A 17,526-nucleotide genomic window follows, 5' to 3' on the forward strand; every position below is an offset into this window, starting at 1 on the left:
CGGCGGCCAGGCCCGCCCCGTCGTGGGATGGCTCGTGGCGGCCCCGTGTCGAGTCGAGGTCAGGGAGGTCCGGGTGAGGCCGCGGCGCGGCGCGCCAGCGAGTCGAAGACGACGGCGATGTACAGCACACCACCGGTGACGATGAACTGGATCGGGGGCTCGACGCCCAGCAGCGCCATGCCCGAGCTGATCGACTGGATGATGAGCACACCCAGCAGCGCGGACCAGGGCGAGCCGCGTCCGCCGAACAGGCTGGTGCCGCCGATGACGGCGGCGGCGATGGCGTTGATGAGCAGCATGCCCGAGCCCGGGGCCTGGCTCGCGGAGGTGAGTCGTGAGGCGAGGAACAGGCCGCCGACCGCCGCGAGCGTCCCCGACACCATGAAGACCGCGATCCGCACCCGCGTCACATCGACGCCGGCCCGCCGGGCCGCCTCCGTGCCGCCGCCCAGCGCGAGGATCTGCCGTCCGTAGGGCGTGCGGCGCAGGAAGAGGTCCGAGGCGACGATGACCGCGAGGAGGATCAGAAGGGCCAGCGGCACGCCTTCGAACCGCCTGAGCACGTGGACGGCGGCGAACGCGACGAGCGCGAGCAGAGCGGTGTGCACCCAGATCCGGCCCACCGGCCGGTACGGCATTCCGGCGGCGCTGCGACGCCTGCGCTCGCGGGAGGAGACGAGGAAGTACGCGGCGGTGGCGAGCGAGGCGAGGCCGTAGGTGGCGACGGCGGCGTCGAAGTAGCGGCTGGTCAGTATGGCGACCAGCCCGTCCTCGCTGAAGTTGATGGAGGTCTCAGTGCCCAGCAGGTAGAGCATCACGCCGTTCCAGGCCAGCAGGCCAGCGAGCGTGACGACGAACGCCGGCACGCCGATCCTGGCGAAGGTGAACCCGTGGACGGCCCCGGCGGCGGCGCCGCAGATCACCGCGATGATCACGGCGAGCCATTCCGTCATCCCGAGGTTCACGTTCAGCGCCGCGAACACGGCGCCCGCCAGACCGGCGAGCGAGCCCACCGAGAGGTCGATCTCGCCGATCAGCAGCACGAAGACGATGCCGACGGCGATGATGCCGGTCCCGACGATGTCCACGCTGAGCACGGAGAGGTTGCGCGGCGAGAGGAAGTTGTGGTTGAGGCTCTGGAAGACCGTCCAGATGACGGCGAGGGCGAGGAGGACGGGGACCGGGCCGAGGTCGCCCTCGTGCAGTCTGCGGCGCACCGTGTGAACGTGCGCGCCGAGGCGCTCGGCGTACCGGCGTCCTGCGGCGCCCCGGTCGTCGGCGGGCTCGGCGTCGGCGGTGTGCGCCCGGGGCCGCCTCCCCCTCACGGCCACGCCTCTTCGGGGCGGCTGGTGCGGTGGGCGACGGAGTTGTCCGCGGCGCCGGTGATGGAGGAGATGATCTGTTCCTGGGAGGTCGTGTTCACGTCGAAGAGGCCGTTGTTGCGTCCGAGGCGCAGGACGGCGACCCGGTCGGCGACGGCCTTGATGTCGCCCATGTTGTGGCTGATGAGGAGGATCCCGAGACCCTGGTCGCGCAGCTCCTCGATGAGGTCCAGGAGCTGGCCGGTCTGCTCGACGCCCAGGGAGGCGGTGGGCTCGTCGAGCAGGAGCAGTCTGGGCGCGCCGAGGAGCGAGCGGGTGATCGCGACGACCTGCCGCTGGCCGCCGGACAGGGCGGCGACCGGCATGCGCACGTCGGGGATGCGGATGGAGAGGGTGTGCAGCAGATCGCGGGTGCGGCGCTCCATCTCCACCTCGTCGAGGACACCCAGCCGGTGGATCTCCCGGCCCAGGAAGAGGTTGCCGACGACGTCGAGGTTGTCGCACATCGCGAGGTCCTGGTAGACGGTCGCGATACCCAGCATGTGGGCGTCCTGGGGGCGCCTGATCTGGATGGCGCTGCCCTGCCACTCGATCACGCCCTTGTCGGCGGGACCGACCCCTGAGATCACCTTGACGAGGGTGGACTTGCCCGCGGCGTTGTCACCCATCAGGGCGACCACCTCCCCGCCGCTGATCTCCAGTTCGACGTCCACCAGCGCCTGGACGGCGGCGAACCGCTTGGAGACGCCGCGCAGTGCCAGCAGGGGCTGAACGGGCACAGGGCCCCTCCTTCCGTCTCCGGGGACAGTTCATCGGGTGCTCGCCGCTCATCGGCCGTTCACGGGGTCAGTCCGGCCCTGGCGCAGGCGGACCGGAGATCGGGAGTGCAGATCTGGTCGTAGGTGTACATACCGTCTTTTATCAGAGTGTCCTTGATGTTACCGGCCGTCACCGGCACCGACGGCAGCAGGACCGCCGGGATGTCCTTGGTGGTGGCGTTGTCGACCGCGCCGGTGGCGATGGACGAGACCGGCTCGTCGCGCCCCAGGGCGACGGCCATCTCGACGGCGGCGTCGGCGGCGGGCTTGAAGGGCTTGTAGACGGTCATGTACTGATCGCCCTTGACGATGCGCCGCACGGCCACCAGGTCGGCGTCCTGTCCGGTGACCGGGGGCAGCGGCCTGATCTCGGTGGCGTTGAGCGCGGAGATCACCGCGCCGGCGAGACTGTCGTTCGCGGCCAGGACGCCGTCGATGCCTTCCGCGCCCAGGGAGGCGATGGCGCTCCGCATGTCGACGAAGGCGTTCTCGGGCCGCCAGCCGACGGTGTCGTAGGACTTGGCGATCTTCACCTTGCCGTCCAGGACGGAGAGTGCCCCCCGCTCGAACCAGCCGGCGTTGGGGTCGGTCGTGGCGCCGTTCATCATGACGATCTGGCCGCCGTTCGCCTTCGGGCCCATCGCCCTGAGGAGCGCTTCGCCCTGCAGCTTGCCGACCTTCGCGCCGTCGAAGGTGATGTATCCGGAGATCGGGCCCTGTGCGAGCCGGTCGTAGGCGACGACCGGGATGCCGGCCCGATGGGCGTCCTCCACCGCGGGGCGCAGCAGCTGGGGGTCGACGGCGGCGATGATCAGGACGTCCACACCACGGGTGATCATGGACTCGAGTTGTTGTCGCTGCACCGCCGGGTCGGGGGTGGCGGCGACGGCCGCCGTGCAGCTCGGGCACATCTCCTTGAGCTTCTTCACGATCAGGGGCTTGTCGAACTGCCCGAAGCGCGACGCTCCGCCGCCCGGGAGCAGGAGGCCCACGGTGAGGCTGTCGTCACCGCCTCCGTCGTCCGTCGTGCAGGCCCCGGCCAGGGTCAGGGCGGCGGTGATCGCGATCGCCATGGACGCGCGGGCGAGGGACCTGCCTTTCGCGGCCGGCCGGCTGACACCGAGACCCATCGTCGGTTCCTTAGAGCATTGTCAGATTTAATCCTGAAATAGGTGTTTGCAGTCAAGCGTAGCCAAGCCGTCGCTTTCATTCTGTTTCGGGAGGACTTGCGCAGCAGGAAGCCCCGCGCAGGCCCCGTGCGGGCCCCGTCCAGGCCCCGTGCAGGCCCGCTCAACATGTCCGGTCGTCGAGGTGCGGCGGCGCATGCCGAGTCCTTGACCCGGGGTCGGCGCTCCACGATGCTGTGTTGCGGAACATGAGGTGTGTGCCGCAATGAGCAACACCGTCCCCGATCTCGTATCAGCCGAGGAGTGGCCATGGCTCACCAGGTCCGTGCTGTCGTCGCGCGGGGCAAGGGCGCCCCCGTCAGCCTGGAGACGATCGTCGTGCCCGACCCCGGCCCCGGCGAGGCGCTGGTGAGGGTCGAGGCCTGCGGGGTCTGCCACACCGATCTGCACTACCGCGAGGGCGGCATCAACGACGACTTCCCCTTCCTCCTCGGCCACGAGGCCGCGGGGGTCGTGGAGTCGGTGGGGGAGGGGGTCGCCGACGTCGCGCCCGGCGACTTCGTCATCCTCAACTGGCGTGCCGTCTGCGGCCGGTGCCGGGCCTGTCTGCGCGGCCGGCCCTGGTACTGCTTCGAGACGCACAACGCCCGGCAGAAGATGACCCTGCTCGACGGCACCGAACTCACCCCGGCGCTGGGCATCGGCGCCTTCGCCGAGAAGACCCTGGTCGCGGCCGGCCAGTGCACCAAGGTCGACCGGGCCGCGTCGGCGGCCGCCGCCGGCCTGCTGGGCTGCGGCGTGATGGCGGGCATCGGCGCGGCGATCAACACCGGCGGCGTCGGGCGCGGCGACACCGTGGCCGTCATCGGCTGTGGCGGCGTCGGGAACGCGGCCGTGGTCGGGGCGAGCCTGGCCGGCGCGGCGAAGATCATCGCCGTGGACGTCGACGACCGCAAACTGCGGACCGCGAGGAAGCTGGGCGCGACCCACACCGTCGACGCCCGCGAGAGCGACGTCGTCGAGGCGGTCCGCGAGCTGACCGGCGGGTTCGGCGCGGACGTGGTGATCGAGGCGGTGGGCCGTCCGGAGACCTACCGGCAGGCCTTCTACGCCCGCGACCTCGCCGGCACGGTCGTCCTGGTGGGCGTGCCGACCCCGGAGATGAAGCTCGAACTGCCGCTGCTCGACGTCTTCGGCCGGGGCGGGGCCCTGAAGTCGTCCTGGTACGGCGACTGCCTGCCCTCCCGTGACTTCCCGATGCTCATCGACCTGTATCTGCAGGGCCGCCTCGACCTGGACGCCTTCGTCACCGAGACCATCGCCCTCGACGAGGTCGAGAAGGCCTTCGAGCGGATGCACGAGGGGGACGTCCTGCGCTCGGTGGTGGTCCTGTGACCGGCGACGCCCGCATCGAACACCTCGTCACCTCGGGGACGTTCTCGCTGGACGGCGGCACCTGGGACGTCGACAACAACGTGTGGATCGTCGGGGACGACACCGAGGCCGTGGTCGTCGACGCCGCACACGACGCCGAGAGGATCGCCGAAGCCCTCGGCGGGCGTGCCCTGCGCGCGATCGTGTGCACCCACGCCCACAACGACCACATCGACGCCGCACCCGCGCTCGCCGCGCGCACCGGAGCCCCGATCCTGCTCCACGGCGACGACCTGCCGCTGTGGAAGCAGACCCATCCCGATCGCCTGCCCGACGGCGAACTGGCCGACGGCCAGGTGCTGACGGTCGCGGGCGTCGAACTGACCGTGCTGCACACGCCCGGCCACGCCCCCGGCGCGGTCTGCCTGTACGCGCCGGCCCTGACGGCCCTCTTCAGCGGCGACACGCTCTTCGCGGGCGGGCCGGGGGCCACGGGACGGTCGTACAGCCACTTCCCGACCATCGTCGAGTCGATCCGGGATCGGCTGCTGACGCTGCCCGGCGCCACGGTCGTTCATACCGGCCACGGTGCGACGACCACGATCGCCGCGGAGGCCCCGAGCCTGCCGGAGTGGATCGACCGCGGTTTCTGAACCCCTTCCCCAGGGCCCCCGTGCGGCGCCCGTACCACCTGTTTCCGCAGGTGGTGCGGGCGTTTCGAGCTGCGCTCGGGAAAGGTGGCGGAGCCGTGCGATGCGGGCCCTTGGACGCCTTGACAAGGGTTCGAGGCCGCCTCCAGACTGATGTTGCGCTTACCGCAATCCGTTTCGCTATACGCACCGAGGTGTCATGATGATTCCCGCGTGCCGTCTCGCGGATCTCCCGCGAGGTGAGGCCTTCCGGCTCGACATCGATCCGCCGGTCTCGGTGTTCCATACCGATGACGGCGAGGTCTTCGCCATCGACGACACCTGCACCCACCAGGACGCCTCGCTCGCCGACGGCTGGCTGGAGGGCTGCGAGGTGGAATGCCCGCTGCATGCTTCGAAGTTCGACCTGCGGACCGGCGCCGTCGACGCGCCGCCCGCGAAGCTCCCGGTCCGTACGCACGGCGTCCTCGTCCAGGACGGCATGATCTACGTCCGGGTGTCCACCGAGGCCCCCAACCTGCCGCCCTGCGTCACGGCCAGACTCGCCGGGGGACCCGCGTGAGGACCGTGGCCGTGGTCGGCGCCTCGCTCGCCGGCCTGTCGGCGGCGCGCTCACTGCGCAAGCAGGGCTACGACGGGCGGCTGGTCGTCGTCGGCGACGAAGCCCACCGCCCGTACGACAGGCCGCCGTTGTCCAAGGAGTTCCTGGCCGGCGCCCTGGGCGAGGCGGACCTCGCGCTGGAGACGGACGACGAGGACCTGCGGGCGCAGTGGGTGCTCGGCGCCCGCGCCGTCGGCCTCGACCGCACCGAGCGCGCGATAGCGCTCGCCGACGGACGGCGGATCCGGGCCGACGGCGTCGTCGTCGCCACCGGTGCGGCCGCGCGCACCCTGCCCGGCGCCCAGGGCCTGGCCGGAGTGCACACCCTGCGCACCCTGGACGACGCCCGCGCCCTGCGGGACGAACTGGCCCGCGGCGGACGGCTCGTGGTGATCGGCGGCGGGTTCATCGGCGCCGAGGTCGCCTCCACCGCCCGCGCCCTGGGCCTCGACGTGACGGTCGTCGAGGCCGCCCCGACACCCCTGGCCGGACCGCTCGGCCAGGCCATGGGCGCCCTCGTCGCCGCCCTGCACGGAGACCACGGCGTACGCCTGCTGTGCGGCGTGGGCGTCAAGGGGCTCGGCGGGGAGAGCAGGGTCGACGCCGTCCTGCTGGAGGACGGCCGCAGCATTCCCGCCGACGTCGTCGTCGTCGGGGTGGGCGCGTCCCCGAACGTCGCGTGGCTGGCGGGCTCCGGCGTCGCGCTGGCCGACGGCGTCAAGTGCGGTGCCGACGGCCGCACCAGCCTGGCCGGCGTGGTCGCGGTCGGCGACTGCGCCAACTGGTACGACCCCTGCGCGGGGGCCCACCGCCGCGTCGAACACTGGACCGGCGCGCGCGAGCGCCCCGACGCGGCCGTCGCCGCACTGCTGGCGGGGGGCGCGCTGGAACCGGGCGTGCCCAGGCCGCCGTACTTCTGGTCGGACCAGTACGGCGTGCGGATCCAGTTCGCCGGTCACGCCGCCGGCGCCGACAGCGTGACGGTCGAGGAAGGCGCCGAGGACGACCGCAACGTGCTGGCCGTCTACTGGCGTGCCGGACGTCCGGTCGCCGTGCTCGGAATGAACCAGCCGCGGATCTTCACCCGTTGGCGCAAGCAGATCGCCGCCGCGACGTCTTGACACCGCCACCGCGGCATCTCATGCTGCGGTTGCATATGACGCGCAGCGTTGCTCCACACACAACGCCGTCCGGAGTCGCTCTTCCCGGCGCGTGACCGACCCCTCCACGACGTCTCCCGAGGAGTGCACCGTGACCTCGACCAGCCTGCCGGACAGCCTGATCGCCACCCTCCCCGGCTCCTCCTACACGGATCCGGGGGTCTTCGCCCAGGAGCAGGAGCGCATATTCGAGACCATGTGGTTCTGCGTCGCGCGCGCCTCCGAACTGGCGAAGCCGGGCGCGTTCCGCACCGTCGACGTGGGCCGCGAGTCCATCCTCGTGACCCGCGCCCGCGACGACTCGATCCGCGCCTACTTCAACGTCTGCCGCCACCGCGGCGCCAGGATCTGCACGGAGGAGACCGGAGAGGTCAAGCGGGCCTTCCAGTGCCCCTACCACGCCTGGACGTACGACCTGAACGGCAAACTGGTCGCCGCGCCCAACCTCACCAAGATGCCCGACGTCGGCCGCACCGAGTACGGCCTGGTGAGCGTGGCCGTCCGTGAATGGCTCGGATATGTGTGGGTCTGCCTGGCGGAGAACCCGCCCTCCTTCGAGGAGGACGTCGTCGGCGAGGTCGTCGGCCGCCTCGGCGACGTGGAGTCGATCGGCCGCTACGACATCGACAACCTCTCGGTCGGCCGGCGGATCGTCTACGACGTCGCGGCGAACTGGAAGCTCATCATCGAGAACTTCATGGAGTGCTACCACTGCGCGACGATCCACCCCGAACTCACCGAGGTGCTCCCGGAGTTCGCCGACGGCTACGCCGCCCAGTACTACGTCGGGCACGGCGCCGAGTTCGGCGAGGAGGTCCAGGGCTTCACCGTCGACGGCTCCGAGGGCCTGGACCGCATCCCGGGGGTGTCCGAGGACCAGGACCGCCGCTACTACGCGATCACCGTCAAGCCGCAGGTCTTCATCAACCTCGTGCCCGACCACGTGATCTTCCACCGGATGTACCCGGTGGCGGTGGACCGCACGGTCGTCGAGTGCGACTGGCTCTACCTCCCGCACGTCGTGGAGAGCGGCAAGGACGTCAGCCGGTCGGTCGAGCTCTTCGACCGGGTCAACCGCCAGGACTTCGAGGCCTGCGAGCGCACGCAGCCCGGCATGGGTTCGCGGATGTACGCCAAGGGAGGCGTCCTCGTGCCCAGCGAGCACCACATCGGCGCCTTCCACGACTGGGTGACCGAGCGGCTGGAGGGCAGGCGGACCCCGTAGCGGTCCCGGCGGGGCTCAGCCCAGGAAGCCCATGCGGTGGCTGATCTCCTCCGCGCCCTTGAGCAGGATCGGCGAGAGCTCGTGCAGGCGCTCCTCGGTGAGCCGGTACGAGGGGCCGGAGGCGCTGAGCGCGGCGATGACCTCGCCGTCCCGGTTGCGGACGGGCGCCGCCATGGCGTGCAGGCCGATCTCCAGCTCCTCCAGGGTCCAGGCGTAGCCGCGTTCGCGGGCCTCGGCGAGGTTCTTCTCCAGCTTCGCCTTCGCCGTGATGGTGTGCGGGGTGACCTTCTTCAGGCCGGCCTCGGACAGCAGCGCGGCGCGTTCCTGGGCGGGCAGGTGCGCCAGCAGGATCTTGCCGCTCGACGTGGCGTGCAGCGGGGTCAGCTCGCCGACCCAGTTGTGCGCGGTGACGGCGCCGGGACCGCGGACCTCGTAGAGGTTGATCGCGTACTGCTCCTGCATCACGGCGATGTTGACCGTCTCGCCGATCTCCTCGGCGAGACGCTCGCAGACCGGACGGCCCTGCTGTGTGATGTCGATGCGTCCGGTGACCGCGCCGGCCAGGCGGACGATGCCGAAGCCGAGCCGGTACTTGCCGCGCTCGCCCGCCTGCTCCACCAGACCGCGCGCCTCCAGGGCGCCCAGCAGGCGGAACGCGGTGGACTTGTGAACGTCGATCTCGGCCGCCACCTCGCTGACGCCCGCCTCGCCGCGCTGGGCCAGGATCTCCAGGACGCTGATGGCACGGTCTACCGACTGCACTCCGCCGGACTGCGCACCGGTTGTTTCGGTGTCTGTGCTGTGGTTGCTCACAGCGAAACTATACGCGCAGTAAACAACGCCGATGCAAGTAACAGCGCCGACATCATGGCGCAGCAAGTTGCGCGCCTCGCAACCTAGTGCGTATAGCGCTACTCGTATTAGCATGCCTCGCGTATCTATGGCGCGAGCGAGACGAGGCACCATGGCTCCCCTGCACTACGACTTCGTCATCGTCGGCGGCGGATCGGCCGGCAGCGCACTGGCGAACAGGCTCTCCGCGGACCCGGCGAACCGGGTGCTGGTACTGGAGGCGGGCCGGTCCGACTACCCGTGGGACGTCTTCATCCACATGCCCGCGGCGCTGACCTATCCGATCGGCAGCCGGTTCTACGACTGGAAGTACGAGTCCGAGCCCGAACCCCACATGGGCGGCCGGCGCGTCTACCACGCGCGCGGCAAGGTGCTCGGCGGCTCCAGCAGCATCAACGGCATGATCTTCCAGCGCGGCAACCCCATGGACTACGAACGCTGGGCGGCCGACCCCGGCATGGAGAGCTGGGACTACGCGCACTGCCTGCCGTACTTCCGCCGGATGGAGAACTGCCTCGCGGCCGACCCCGACGACGAGTTCCGCGGCCATGACGGCCCCCTCGTCCTGGAACGCGGCCCGGCCACCAACCCCCTCTTCGGCGCCTTCCTCAAGGCCACAGAGGAGGCGGGCCACGCCCCGACCGACGACGTCAACGGCTACCGGCAGGAAGGGTTCGCCAGGTTCGACCGCAACGTCCACCGAGGACGCCGGCTGTCGGCCTCCAAGGCCTACCTCAAACCGGCCATGAAGCGTCCCAACCTCACGGTCAGGACGCGCGCCCTCGTCACCCGCGTCCTCTTCGAGGGCAAGAAGGCCGTCGGCGTCGAGTACCGGCGCGGCAAGGGCGCGCTCCAGCAGGTGCGCGCCAAGGAGGTCGTCCTCTGCGGCGGCGCGATCAACTCGCCTCAACTGCTGCAGCTCTCCGGGGTCGGCAACGCGCGGGAACTGAGCGCCCTCGGCGTCGACGTCGTCCACGACCTGCCGGGCGTCGGCGAGAACATGCAGGACCACCTGGAGGTGTACATCCAGTACGCCTGCAAGCAGCCCGTCTCCATGCAGCCGTACCTGGCGAAGTGGCGCGCCCCGTTCATCGGACTGCAGTGGCTCTTCCGCAGGGGCCCGGCCGCCACCAACCACTTCGAGGCCGGCGGCTTCTGCCGCAGCAACGAGGACGTGGCCTACCCCAACCTGATGTTCCACTTCCTGCCCATCGCGGTCCGCTACGACGGCTCCGTGCCCGCCGGCGGCCATGGGTACCAGGTGCACGTCGGTCCCATGTACTCCGACGCCATCGGCTCGGTGAAGATCAGGAGCAGGGATCCGCGCGAACACCCGGCGCTGCGCTTCAACTACCTCTCCACCGAACAGGACCGCCGCGAATGGGTCGAGGCGGTCCGCGTGGCCCGCAACCTCCTCAACCAGCCCGCGCTCGCCCCTTACAACGGCGGCGAGATCTCGCCGGGCCCGTCCGTCGAGACGGACGAGGAGATCCTCGCCTGGGTCGCCAAGGACGGCGAGACCGCCCTGCACCCGTCGTGCACCTGCAAGATGGGCACCGACGAGATGTCCGTCGTCGACCCGGAGACCATGCGGGTGCACGGAGTGGAGGGCCTGCGGGTGGTGGACGCCTCCGTCATGCCCTACGTCACCAACGGCAACATCTACGCCCCGGTGATGATGATCGCGGAGAAGGCCGCCGACCTGATCCTCGGCAAGGAGCCGCTGCCCGCCTCCAGGGCCGTGTACTACCGCCATCGCGACGCCCACGAACAGGCCGGGTAGACGTTGGCCGCCGCAGGACTCCGGGCGCTGCTGGATGGCGCCCGCTACGAGGTGCTGCCCGCGAAGGCCACCGAGGACAAGGTCCTCGCCCACGTCCCGCGCGACGTCGTCGTCACCGTGACGGCGTCCCCGGCCAAGGGCCTGGCGCCGACCCTCGACCTGACCGGGCGGCTCGCCGCGCACGGCTACCGCGTCGTCCCGCACGTGCCCGCCCGGCTGCTGCGGGACGACGTCCACCTGAAGGACGTCGTCGACCGCTTGCGCGCATCCGGCGTGGACGACGTCTTCGTCCCGGCGGGCGACGCCGACCCGCCCGCCGGCGCCTACGACGGGGCGCTGCCGGTGCTGCGCCGACTCGGCGAGCTGGGCAGGCCCTTCGCCCACGTCGGCGTCACCGGCTACCCCGAGAGCCATCCGCTCATCCATGACGACGTCACCGTCCAGGCGATGTGGGACAAGCGCGAGCACGCCACGTACATCGTGAGCAACCTGTGCTTCGACCCGCGCGTGCTGGCGGAGTGGATCGCCCGGATCCGGCGTCGCGGCGTCGTCCTGCCCCTGCGTCTGGGCGTCGCGGGACCGGTGCAGCGGGCCAAGCTGCTGTCGATGGCGACGAAGATCGGCGTGGGGGAGTCGACGCGCTTCCTGACCCGCCACCCCTCGTGGTTCCTGCGCTTCGCCGCGCCCGGCGGGTACTCACCCGAGAGGCTGCTCGCCCGCACCGGACAGGCCCTCACCGCCCCCTCGGCGGGAGTGGCGGGCCTGCATCTGTTCACCTTCAACCAGATCGCCGAGACCGAGCGCTGGCGCCGGGCCGTGCTGGAGCGGCTCGGGGGCTGAGGGACGCCGTATACGACTCGCCCATGCGGTGGGGGCAGACCGGAGATTCCGGCCTGCCCCCACCGCATACGATGCGCGCACTCAGCGGAAGACCACCGTCCGGTTGCCGTCCACCATGACGCGGCTCTCGCTGTGCCACTTCACGGCGTGGGCGAGCACCTGCGCCTCCACGTCCCGCCCGACCGTGACCAGTTCCCCGGGGTCGAGGGAGTGGTCCACCCGGACCACGTCCTGCTCGATGATCTGCCCCTCGTCCAGGTCGGGCGTCACATAGTGCGCCGTCGCGCCGACCAGCTTCACCCCGCGGTCGTAGGCCTGCTCGTAGGGGCGGGCGCCCTTGAAACTGGGGAGGAATGAGTGGTGGATGTTGATGGCGCGGCCTTCGAGCTGCTTGCACAGGTCGTCGGAGAGGATCTGCATGTAGCGGGCCAGCACCACCAGGTCGACGTCCAGCTCGCGCACCAGCTCCAGCAGGCGCGCCTCGGCCTCGGCCTTGGTGTCGCGCGTCACCGGAACGTGGTGGAAGGGGATGCCGTAGGTCTGCGCGAGCCCCTCGAAGTCGCGGTGGTTGGAGACGACCGCGGGGATCTCGATGTTGAGGGCCCCGGTGCGCTGCCGGAACAGCAGGTCGTTCAGGCAGTGGCCGAACTTCGACACCATGATGAGCGTCCGGGTCGGGGTCGCCGCGTCGCGCAGCGTCCAGGAAATGCGGTGGGCCTCGGCGACGGGGCCGAATCGGTAACGCAGAGTTTCCAGGTCCGCGTGGGGATCGGAAACGTCGAAGTGGACCCTCATGAAGAAACGGTCCTGGAGTCGATCATCGAACTGCTGGCTTTCCAGGATGTTGCCGGAGTTCCGTACGAGAAAGCCGCTCACTGCGTGGACCAGGCCCGCCCGGTCGGGACAGGAGAGGGTCAGGACGTACTCGCGGCCGTATTGCGGGCGAGGGGACTCAGGGGACACGTCGGCCTCCGTCGGTGCGTAATGCACAACATGGTGAGCGATACGCAACATGGTCGGCTCGGGGCCGCTCGCGGTCAAGGGCGGCCGGGGAACTGCTCGCCGGGCGCAATCGTCATCAGCCAACCTCTTGACGTGTGTCTGGACATTCGCCAGGGTGTTCCACCACAAGCAATTGGATGCATGATGCGCAACGCATTTCGTATGAAGGGCAAGGCGCGTGGCAGACCTGTATGTGGACGGCGAATGGTGGGACCCGGTGGCCGGCGGCCGTCGGGAGATCCGATGTCCCGCTGACGGCACTCTCGTGGCGACCGTGTCGGAGGCGACGCGCGCCGACACCGAGACGGCGATCGCCGCCGCCCGCCGGGCCTTCGACACGGGCGCCTGGCCGCACACCCCCGAGCGCGAACGCGGCGCGCTCCTGCTGCGCACCGCCGACCTCCTCGAGCGCGACGCGAAGGAATTCGCCCGGGCCGAGTCGCTGGACACCGGCAAACGGCTGGTGGAGAGCGAGTACGACATCGCCGACGTCGTCTCCTGCTTCCGCTACTACGGCGGGATCGGCGGCACCGACGCCGGCCGCGTCATCGACACCGGCCGCGACGACGCCGTCAGCCGCGTCGTCTACGAGCCCGTCGGCGTGTGCGGCCTGATCACCCCGTGGAACTACCCTCTGCTGCAGGCCAGTTGGAAGGTCGCGCCGGCCCTCCTCGCCGGCAACACCGTCGTGCTCAAGCCCAGCGAGCTCACGCCCTCCACCTCGATCCTGCTGATGCGGGCGCTGGAGGAGGCCGGGCTGCCGGCCGGCACCGCCAACCTCGTCCTGGGCGCCGGACCCGAGGCGGGCGCCCCGCTCGCCGAGGACCCCGCCGTCGACCTGGTGTCCTTCACCGGCGGCCTGGAGACCGGCAGACGGATCATGGCCACCGCCGCGGCGACCGTGAAGAAGGTGGCACTGGAACTCGGCGGCAAGAACCCCAACGTGATCTTCGCCGACGCCGACTTCGAGACGGCCGTGGACTTCGCCCTCACGGCCGTCTTCCTGCATTCCGGGCAGGTCTGCTCGGCGGGCGCCCGCCTGATCGTCGAGGACGCGCTGCACGACCGGCTCGTCGAAGAGGTGGTGCGGCGCGCCCGGCGGATCCGTCTCGGCGGCCCCTTCGACCCCGAGGCCGAGACCGGAGCGCTGATCTCCGCGCAGCACCGGGAGAAGGTCGAGGCGTACGTCGCGGCGGGCCTGGCCGAGGGCGCGGTGCTGCGCTGCGGCGGCGAACGCCCCTCGGACCCGGCCCTCGCGGACGGCCACTTCTACCCGCCGACCGTCCTGGACGAGTGCCGCCAGGACATGCGCGTGGTGCACGAGGAGTCCTTCGGACCCGTGCTCACCGTGGAACGCTTCACCGACGAGGACGACGCCGTACGCATCGCCAACGACACCGAGTACGGACTGGCCGGAGCCGTCTGGACCCAGGACGCGGGCAGGGCCCAGCGGGTGGCCCGGCGGCTGCGCCACGGCACGGTGTGGATCAACGACTACCACCCCTATGTGCCGCAGGCGGAATGGGGTGGCTTCGGACACTCGGGCGTGGGCCGGGAGCTGGGACGGACCGGCCTGGACGAGTACCGAGAGCCCAAGCACATCTGGCAGAACATCCAACCCCGGCCGCAGCGCTGGTTCCGCGGCTGAACGCCGAAATGAGGTCGATCGTGACCCCCACACAGACCGAGGTGCCGCAGCGGCGCGGCACGCCCCAGGACTCGGACGGCACTCCGGTCATATCCGTGCGCAATCTGTGGAAGGTGTTCGGGCCGAAGGCCGACCGGGTGCCGGGCTCCGAGGAGCTGTGCGGCCTCACCCGCCGCGAGCTGATGGACCGCACAGGCTGCACCGCCGCCGTGAGGGACGTGAACTTCGACGTCTCACCGGGCGAGGTGTTCGTCGTCATGGGCCTGTCCGGCTCCGGCAAGTCCACCCTCGTACGCTGTCTGACCCGGCTGATCGAGCCCACCTCCGGTGAGGTCGTCTTCGAGGGCAGCGACATCCGCGAGGCGGACGGCAGGCGCCTGCGCGAGCTGCGCCGCCGCAAGTTCTCCATGGTCTTCCAGCACTTCGGGCTGCTGCCCCACCGCCGGGTGGTCGACAACGTCGCCTTCGGCCTGGAGATCCGAGGCATGAGCAGGGCCGAGCGCACCCGGCGCGCCCTGGAGGTCGTGGAACTCGTCGGTCTCGCCGGCTACGAGAACTCCTACCCCGACCAGCTCTCCGGCGGCATGCAGCAGCGCGTCGGCCTCGCCCGGGCCCTGGCCGGCGACCCGGACGTGCTCTTCTTCGACGAGCCGTTCTCGGCGCTCGATCCGCTGATCCGCCGGGACATGCAGAACGAGGTCATCCGGCTGCACCACGAGGTCGGCAAGACGATGGTGTTCATCACCCACGACCTCTCCGAGGCCCTGAAGCTGGGCGACCGCATCCTGATCATGCGCGACGGCAAGATGGTCCAGTGCGGCACCGGCGACGAACTGGTCGGCGCCCCCGCCGACGACTACGTGCGCGAGTTCGTCAAGGACGTGCCGCGCGGCGATGTCCTCACCCTGCGGTGGATCATGCGCCCGCCCACGGACGGCGACGCCCTGGACGGGCCCGAACTCGGCCCGGACGTCGTGGTGCGGGAGGCGACCCGCGCGGTGCTGGCGGCCGAGAAGCCGGTCAAGGTCGTCGAGAACGGCGAACTGCTCGGCATCGTCGGCGACGAGGAGATCCTCGCGGTGGTCGCCGGGCGGGAAGGCGACATGCGATGACCGTCGCCATGGAGAAGCCCGAGAAGACGGACCCGGCGGACGTCGCGGAGAAGACCGCACCCGTCGCGAGCGCGCGCAAGGTCAGCCGGGCCGCGGTCGTGGCCGCGATCCTCGTCGGCTGGCTGGTGCTGTTCGCCCTGCTGCGCGGGAAGCAGACCCTGTCCCTGGCCGCGGCGGACCTCACCGGTCTGCACCGCTGGTTCAACGACGTCAACGACTCCATCGGGGCCAACCGCAACTCCAACCCGCTCTTCCTCTACTTCTTCAACGAGATCCGGCTGGTCATCGACAACCTGGTGACCTTCATCCAGGACCTGATCTCCCAGCCCTCCGCCGGCCGTCCCGTGCCGCAGATCGGATGGCTCGGCGTGGTCGGCCTCGCGGGCTATGTCTCCTGGGCCGTGGGGAACTGGCGGGTGGCGCTGCTGGCGGTGGCCGGGTTCACCTTCTTCGGGCTGCAGGGGCTGTGGCAGGAGAGCATGGACACCCTGGCCCTCACCCTCTCCGCGGTGTTCGTGGCGCTGTTGTTCGCGATCCCGCTGGGTGTGTGGGCGGGGCTGTCCGACCGGTTCAACCGGATCGTGACCCCGCTGCTGGACCTCATGCAGACGATGCCGACCTTCGTCTACCTGGCCCCGCTGACCCTGTTCTTCCTCATCGGCGGGGCCTCCGCGACGATCGCCACGGTGATCTACGCCGTCCCGCCGGCGATCCGCATCACCGCGCACGCCATCCGCTCCGTACCGGAGACCACCGCCGAGGCGGCCGACTCGCTGGGCGCGACACGGTGGCAGGCCCTGGTGAAGGTCCTGCTGCCGATGTCGAAGCGGACCGTCGTCATGGGCGTCAACCAGTCCATCATGGCCGCCCTCGCCATGGTGACCATCGCCGCCCTGATCGACGCACCCGGACTCGGCAAGACGGTCGTCCAGGCGCTGCAGTCGCTCGACGTCGGGACGGCCTTCAACGCGGGCCTGGCCATCGTCGTCATGGCGATCGTCCTGGACCGGGTCACGACGGCGGCCAGCGCCCGTGCGGAGGCGGCCCGGCACTCGAAGAACCGCTTCCTCGCGTGGCGAAGGCCGCTCCTGGTCGCGGGTGCGGTCGTCACGGCGGTCCTGGTCCACATGTCGCACACCTACCTCTGGGCGGCCGAGTTCCCCGGCGACGGCGGGGTCGGCAGCTCCATCGCGCGCGCGGCCGACACCGCGACGACCTGGGCGCAGGACAACCTGTCGGGCCTGACCAACGCCTTCCGCGACGCCCTCACCAACGGCCTGCTCAACCCGTTCCAGTCGCTGCTCACCGACTCGCCCTGGTGGCTGGTGACCGCCGTCCTGATCGGGCTCGCCGTGGTGGTCGGCGGCCTGCGCGCCGGGCTCACCACGGTCGTGTGCGCGGGGCTGCTCGTCGGGACGGGCATGTGGTCGGACGCCATGACGACGCTGGCGTCGACCCTGGTGGCGACGGTCCTGGTGATGGTGCTGGGCATCGCCTTCGGGGTGTGGATGGGGCGCAGCCCGCTCGTGGACCGGGTGCTGCGTCCGAGCCTGGACGCAGCACAGGTGATGCCCCCGTTCGTCTACCTCGTGCCGTTCCTCGCGCTGTTCGGCGCGACGCGGTTCACGGCGATCGTCGCCGCGGTCGTCTACGCGGTGCCCGTCGCCATCAAGATCATCGCGGATGGTGTGCGGGCCGTGCCCGAGACCACCGTCGAGGCGGCCACCGCCGCCGGATGCAACACCTGGCAGATCATCACCAAGGTCCAACTGCCGATGTCACGCGGTGCCCTGACCCTCGCCACCAACCAGGGCCTGATCTACGTGCTGTCGATGGTTGTGGTGGGCGGCCTGGTGGGGGCCGGCGCCCTCGGCTACGACGTCGTGGCCGGGTTCTCGCAGGGAGAGCTGTACGGCAAGGGGCTGGCGGCAGGGCTCGCCATCGTACTGCTCGGAGTCATGTTCGACCGGATCACTCAGGCAGCGGCGCGACGCGCGAGCGCTTAAGGAGCA

At 70.6% G+C, this 17,526-nt stretch carries 15 protein-coding genes; 10 read left to right on the plus strand and 5 right to left on the minus strand.

Annotation, left to right across the window (positions count from 1 at the left end; translation table 11 throughout):
• Positions 1–59: 59 nt before the first annotated feature.
• Genes ACZ7DE_RS11250 through ACZ7DE_RS11260 form a run of 3 tightly spaced genes read right to left on the minus strand, consistent with a single transcriptional unit; the run spans position 60 to position 3,270 of the window.
• The gene (locus tag ACZ7DE_RS11250) at positions 60–1,331 is read right to left on the minus strand and encodes a sugar ABC transporter permease (protein ID WP_470759713.1); all 1,272 of its coding nucleotides are present in this window, start codon (positions 1,329–1,331) and stop codon (positions 60–62) included.
• The gene (locus tag ACZ7DE_RS11255) at positions 1,322–2,101 is read right to left on the minus strand and encodes an ATP-binding cassette domain-containing protein (RefSeq protein WP_470759715.1); all 780 of its coding nucleotides are present in this window, start codon (positions 2,099–2,101) and stop codon (positions 1,322–1,324) included. The genes ACZ7DE_RS11250 and ACZ7DE_RS11255 overlap by 10 nt, the downstream gene beginning before the upstream one ends.
• Positions 2,102–2,160: 59 nt before the next feature.
• A complete protein-coding gene (locus ACZ7DE_RS11260) occupies positions 2,161–3,270 on the minus strand; it encodes a sugar ABC transporter substrate-binding protein (protein WP_470759718.1) in 1,110 nt (369 codons plus the stop codon).
• Positions 3,271–3,576: 306 nt separating this feature from the next.
• Between ACZ7DE_RS11260 and ACZ7DE_RS11265 the strand changes: the two genes are divergently transcribed.
• From ACZ7DE_RS11265 to ACZ7DE_RS11285, 5 genes are all read left to right on the plus strand, one after another.
• Positions 3,577–4,662, plus strand: coding sequence for an S-(hydroxymethyl)mycothiol dehydrogenase (locus ACZ7DE_RS11265; protein WP_470759719.1), 1,086 nt, complete (start codon positions 3,577–3,579; stop codon positions 4,660–4,662).
• Positions 4,659–5,294 (plus strand): MBL fold metallo-hydrolase, encoded by a 636-nt coding sequence (locus ACZ7DE_RS11270; protein WP_470759721.1) that lies wholly within the window; start codon positions 4,659–4,661, stop codon positions 5,292–5,294. Before ACZ7DE_RS11265 ends, ACZ7DE_RS11270 begins: the two co-directional genes overlap by 4 nt.
• A gap of 196 nt (positions 5,295–5,490) precedes the next feature.
• The gene (locus ACZ7DE_RS11275) at positions 5,491–5,853 is read left to right on the plus strand and encodes a bifunctional 3-phenylpropionate/cinnamic acid dioxygenase ferredoxin subunit (RefSeq protein ID WP_470759723.1); all 363 of its coding nucleotides are present in this window, start codon (positions 5,491–5,493) and stop codon (positions 5,851–5,853) included.
• A complete protein-coding gene (locus tag ACZ7DE_RS11280; protein ID WP_470759725.1) occupies positions 5,850–7,013 on the plus strand; it encodes an NAD(P)/FAD-dependent oxidoreductase in 1,164 nt (387 codons plus the stop codon). Before ACZ7DE_RS11275 ends, ACZ7DE_RS11280 begins: the two co-directional genes overlap by 4 nt.
• A gap of 130 nt (positions 7,014–7,143) precedes the next feature.
• Positions 7,144–8,277 (plus strand): aromatic ring-hydroxylating oxygenase subunit alpha, encoded by a 1,134-nt coding sequence (locus tag ACZ7DE_RS11285; protein ID WP_470759727.1) that lies wholly within the window; start codon positions 7,144–7,146, stop codon positions 8,275–8,277.
• 15 nt (positions 8,278–8,292) lie between these two features.
• On the opposite strand, the gene ACZ7DE_RS11290 is transcribed toward ACZ7DE_RS11285, so the two are convergent.
• Complete coding sequence (locus ACZ7DE_RS11290) at positions 8,293–9,039, minus strand: IclR family transcriptional regulator (RefSeq protein WP_470760100.1); 747 nt, start codon at positions 9,037–9,039, stop codon at positions 8,293–8,295.
• 202 nt (positions 9,040–9,241) lie between these two features.
• Here ACZ7DE_RS11290 and betA point away from each other — a divergent pair, with 202 nt between their 5' ends.
• Positions 9,242–10,912 (plus strand): choline dehydrogenase, encoded by a 1,671-nt coding sequence (betA, locus tag ACZ7DE_RS11295; protein WP_470759729.1) that lies wholly within the window; start codon positions 9,242–9,244, stop codon positions 10,910–10,912.
• Between the two features lie 3 nt (positions 10,913–10,915).
• Positions 10,916–11,752, plus strand: coding sequence for a methylenetetrahydrofolate reductase (locus tag ACZ7DE_RS11300; protein WP_470759731.1), 837 nt, complete (start codon positions 10,916–10,918; stop codon positions 11,750–11,752).
• 81 nt (positions 11,753–11,833) lie between these two features.
• Here the strand turns inward: ACZ7DE_RS11300 and purU are convergent, their stop codons facing one another.
• Positions 11,834–12,715: a formyltetrahydrofolate deformylase gene (purU, locus tag ACZ7DE_RS11305; RefSeq protein WP_470759733.1), complete on the minus strand. Its 882-nt coding sequence runs from the start codon at positions 12,713–12,715 to the stop codon at positions 11,834–11,836.
• A gap of 217 nt (positions 12,716–12,932) precedes the next feature.
• Here purU and ACZ7DE_RS11310 point away from each other — a divergent pair, with 217 nt between their 5' ends.
• From ACZ7DE_RS11310 to ACZ7DE_RS11320, 3 genes are read left to right on the plus strand one after another with little or no spacing between them, the layout of a single operon-like run.
• Entirely contained in the window at positions 12,933–14,402 is a 1,470-nt protein-coding gene (locus tag ACZ7DE_RS11310) for an aldehyde dehydrogenase family protein (RefSeq protein WP_470759735.1), read from the plus strand.
• 20 nt (positions 14,403–14,422) lie between these two features.
• A complete protein-coding gene (locus tag ACZ7DE_RS11315; RefSeq protein WP_470759737.1) occupies positions 14,423–15,514 on the plus strand; it encodes a quaternary amine ABC transporter ATP-binding protein in 1,092 nt (363 codons plus the stop codon).
• The gene (locus ACZ7DE_RS11320; protein WP_470759739.1) at positions 15,511–17,520 is read left to right on the plus strand and encodes an ABC transporter permease; all 2,010 of its coding nucleotides are present in this window, start codon (positions 15,511–15,513) and stop codon (positions 17,518–17,520) included. The genes ACZ7DE_RS11315 and ACZ7DE_RS11320 overlap by 4 nt, the downstream gene beginning before the upstream one ends.
• Positions 17,521–17,526: the final 6 nt, after the last annotated feature.

The sequence above is a fragment of the Streptomyces sp. NPDC037083 genome, assembly GCF_055606485.1.